The sequence below is a fragment of the Kandleria sp. genome, assembly GCF_017934775.1.
Taxonomy (GTDB): Bacteria; Bacillota_I; Bacilli_A; order Erysipelotrichales; family Coprobacillaceae; genus Kandleria; species Kandleria vitulina.
Window position 1 is genome coordinate 1 of sequence record NZ_JAGBIX010000049.1, and the last position, 4,012, is coordinate 4,012.

General features: G+C 34.5%; 4 protein-coding genes. All 4 read right to left on the reverse strand.

Annotation, left to right across the window (positions count from 1 at the left end):
• Nucleotides 1–1,805, reverse strand: a 1,805-nt coding sequence (locus J6L95_RS05435) for a fibro-slime domain-containing protein (protein WP_287458424.1), incomplete at its 3' end; no start/stop codon positions are given.
• A 309-nt stretch (nt 1,806–2,114) separates the two neighbouring features.
• Nucleotides 2,115–2,696: a sortase gene (locus J6L95_RS05440; RefSeq protein ID WP_074623990.1), complete on the reverse strand. Its 582-nt coding sequence runs from the start codon at nt 2,694–2,696 to the stop codon at nt 2,115–2,117.
• Entirely contained in the window at nt 2,693–3,556 is an 864-nt protein-coding gene (locus J6L95_RS05445; RefSeq protein WP_287458425.1) for a Cna B-type domain-containing protein, read from the reverse strand. The genes J6L95_RS05440 and J6L95_RS05445 overlap by 4 nt, the downstream gene beginning before the upstream one ends.
• A gap of 12 nt (nt 3,557–3,568) precedes the next feature.
• A partial coding sequence (locus tag J6L95_RS05450; protein ID WP_287458426.1) for a class C sortase occupies nt 3,569–4,012 on the reverse strand: 444 nt, incomplete at its 5' end.

Genomic DNA, 4,012 nt, shown 5'->3' on the forward strand with positions numbered 1-4,012 from the left:
CCTTCTATTTCTTTTTTAACTGTAACAGTTTTAGTAATAGGAATATTAAGAGTCATTGATAAGTTAGAATACTGTCCCCCACGTTCTAGATAGAACATATCTAATTTATGATCTGTATCATTCTTCCATGTGATTCCCTGTTGTCTAAAGATTGCTTGAAGAGATGTAACAGTTCTATTGTTAGGTCTATTTTGTGGCCATGTTACAACTTTACCAGTTGTAAAGTTGATTGTACCATGTACCGGTTCATGAATACCACCAAGATCAAGAACCAAGATACCATCAATGTAAAGCCACATATCATCGTCGCCACTGTATTCATAGACAACGTCTTGTCCATTAACCTTACCACTTGTTGGAATCGCAAATGTTGCATTCATATGCATTCCGAAATGGTGATTATAGTACTGATGATTAATTCCATTGTTCGTATTATTCGTATGGTTATCGATGTATGTCTGATTCCTGTCATATTCAGTGAATGGGAAGAACCCAATCTTATAACTGTCATTATTTGATGTATTGTATGTATCGTTGTAAACTTTGAAACTACCATTATCTCCTTGAGAAGTATCATAGTATGCGTAGTTTACATTACTGTTATAGCTGTATACACCATTTGCATCTTTAGTCATAAGATGGTTAACATTGCGATAAACCTTTTTTGCACCCTCAATATCATCTGTATCAAACAAGTATTTAAGGCTTGAACCATCTGTCTGCAATGTTGTGTTATTTGTTAAAATCGGATAACCTTTATTTAATGTATCCTGAACGATACCAGTTCTAGCTGGACCATTTGCACCAGTAAAATGATTAAGAGTATTTCCAGTTTGACCATAGGCTGTAAATTGAAGCCTATGTCCTGCATTAATACCAATTTGATAATTGCTTGGAACTTGAGCATTACCATTTTGTGGCAAGTTTGCAGACTGATTAAGATTACGAGTTTTATCACTTGATTCACCCCAGTAATCAAATAGATTCATCGTAATACCATCAGCTCTACTATCCGCAGTTTGAATAGTGTTGTCTGGACCAGCTCTTGATGCGTTGACCTGTTCTTCTACAACACCATATTTAGAGAAACTCTCTGTTTCAAATTCGAATGTGACTTTATCGTTCTTTAATGTTGTTTCACTCATTTCAACTTCTTCAAGATCAGTATCCTGATCTTTTACAAAGTGTACAACCTTAAGCTTGTTTTTATTTTCGAACTCTTCATTTTCATAAGAAAGCTTCACTGTAACCTTACCTTCAGGTTCAACTTCTTTACCATCATACATAAGAGAAATATCAAACAAATCAAATGATTCAAGTTCATGTTTTAACTTCTTTGTCTTTTTTTCTTTAAGCCATTTCTCAACTTTAGACTTATCATCACGATATGATGAATGCTTATTAACAATCTTTTTTACCGTCAACGTTGTTCCTTTTGGAAGGTTAGCTGTTTGATCAAAGGTAACAGTTACACGCACATCATCAACCGATGTCTTAAGTGTAGTAGGAACATCAATAATTTCAGTTTTTTCTTCTTTCTTTTCTTCTTTTGTCTCTACTTTAGCTTCTTGCTTTTCGTTCTCTTCTTTCTCTTCTTCTTTCTTATTATCCTCTTCAGCTTTTTCTTTCTGATTATCATCTTGATCAGTTTCAGAAGCCTCAGTCTCATCTGTTGTTTCACTTACTTTATCTTCAGCGTTAACATCACTATAGAATGAATGAGAAGAAAGAGGCACGCCAGTCATGCTACTCAGCAGCATTGCCATAAATATTATAAAGACAATTGTCACTCTACTTTTTTTCATATCCGCTACCCCCATCAAAAATTTTTATTACCTAAACGATGCTTTTTTAATTATTATTTTGCATCAAACCAATATTATTCCAAGAATGTAAGCCCTTACCTCTTTTCTTACCTTCATTTTATTCTCAAGAAAAATGAAAGTAAATAGATGTAACTTGTGTTTGACTGCTAATTTTACTTTTGGGAATAAATTTTACTATTATTTGACAAAACTAAGTATTTTAAAGTCATTCGTGTGTAAATTTATATAAAATAATTGACATTAATTTGACAAAAATAAAAACAGGACAAAGTCCTGTCAAATGAAAAATTATACTTCAAGTGAGCATCTGACGACATGACGACGTTCTCCACCCCATGTACATGTGAACATTGTCAGATCCCACTGATCAGATTCTTTGATAAGTTTTTCATTCTCAGTTGGATATAAAATATCCTGAGAGGTAATACGATATGGGAATACTGATCCTTCTACATCAGTAAAAGTAACTTTTGTACCATTCTTTAATCCTTTGATACGAGAAAAATGTCTGGCATAATTGTGACCCGCAATAACCATATTACGCTTGTAGATTGTTCCTTCATATCGACAAGGAGAAATTCTTAAATGAGGATAGCTCCATGTATCCATTACAGGAAGATCTAAATGCAAAGAAGGAATAGAAATCCATCCTACATAATAATGACCATCAATTAAGATCGTTGGCATGTCTCTATCTGAATATTCATAGACATGCTTTTCATCTCGCGCAGTGACTTTCTTTTTAAGCTGCTTCACAACCATAGATGAAGATTGATCCGCAAGATATCCTTCATATACGTTATAAAGTGTAAGTGAAAGAGCTGCTATAATAAACAGCAGCCCAATCTTAATTATGATTCGCCCTTTCATCTATCGGCCTTCCCTTTACTTAAACCGATGCTGATAAGTACAACACCAATGCCAGCCAAGATCACAACTGGCCACCACAACTGTCCAGTCTGTGGTATGCGCTGTTTCTTTGGAGTCTTTGGTGGTGTTTCTTTGTTGAGCTTATTTGTAATGACAACTTTTCTATTTGAACGACTGATTGAAACACTGTAATCATTGAATGTCGTTTTTTCATATACAGTCCATTCATAATCTCCATCAAGATTATTCCATATGTGTTTCCAGTTGTTCTTTTTAGAAAGCGTTTTTGTATCATACACTTCATTGTTTCTTAAAAGTTCAACTTCGATACTTTTTGGACGATTTTTACTATTGTTGTCTTTCCAGACTTTTAATACTTCAAGACTGGTATTGCCAGGAATTGTTTCCTGTTCATATTTCGCATTAACGATTGTTGACCAGCTTTCAGTGTTGGCGTTATAAGCTGGCATTGATAATAACATTGGTCTTACACGATAATGAACTTTATTATCAATCTTTTCTTCACCTAATACTAAATAGATACCTTTCTTGATATTAGAGAAATTCACTTCTCCATCCTTGCTTTTTTCGCTTGCACTTGGATTGACATTATTCTTTTTCACAAATGCTGAAAGTGCATCTGCAGCTTCATTTAAATCATCTGTGATCTTTGCATCTTTAAAAGCACCTTGATAGTTAATCTTTTCTGCTTTCCATTCGCCTAAATAGAAGAGCTTGAATGTGACATTATCAACAGGATATTTAATTGTAATATCTCCCATCTTCTCTTCGGCGATGACTGGTGTTAAAGAAAACAAGATGACAAGCACTGCTGTAAGCCATTTTATGCATCTTTTCATATTATTTGCCCCCTATTTCTTAGAACGTTTTTTCTTTTTATTCTTGATGACCATAAATACATTGACTATGATCAAAGATACAATTGTTCCAATAAGAATCCATACACGATAATCCTTAAGAATTGATACCTTCTCTTCATCTTGCTTATAGGCAGTACGCACTCCTCTTACAAGCAGACGATGCGTATTGACACCATAAGGTGTACAAGTCAGAAGTGTTACATAATCCTTCCCCTCTACTAAGGAAAGCTTATCTGTTTCATCCGGCTTAACAGTAAAGATATCTTCTACTTTATAAGCCAAAGTCTTATCTAGAATATGAAGAAAGAAGAGATCTCCTTTTTTCATCTTATCTAGATCTGTAAATAATTTGGCACTTGGCAACCCGCGGTGAGCTGAGAGAACACAATGGGAAGACGTCCCTCCCACTGGGAGACTAGTCCCTTCCATATGTCC

What these genes read in the sequence shown, in the direction of transcription:
- J6L95_RS05440 (WP_074623990.1), bottom strand. Translation starts at nt 2,696, where the DNA reads ATGAAAGGGCGAATCATAATTAAGATTGGGCTGCTGTTTATTATAGCA.
- J6L95_RS05445 (WP_287458425.1), bottom strand. Translation starts at nt 3,556, where the DNA reads ATGAAAAGATGCATAAAATGGCTTACAGCAGTGCTTGTCATCTTGTTT.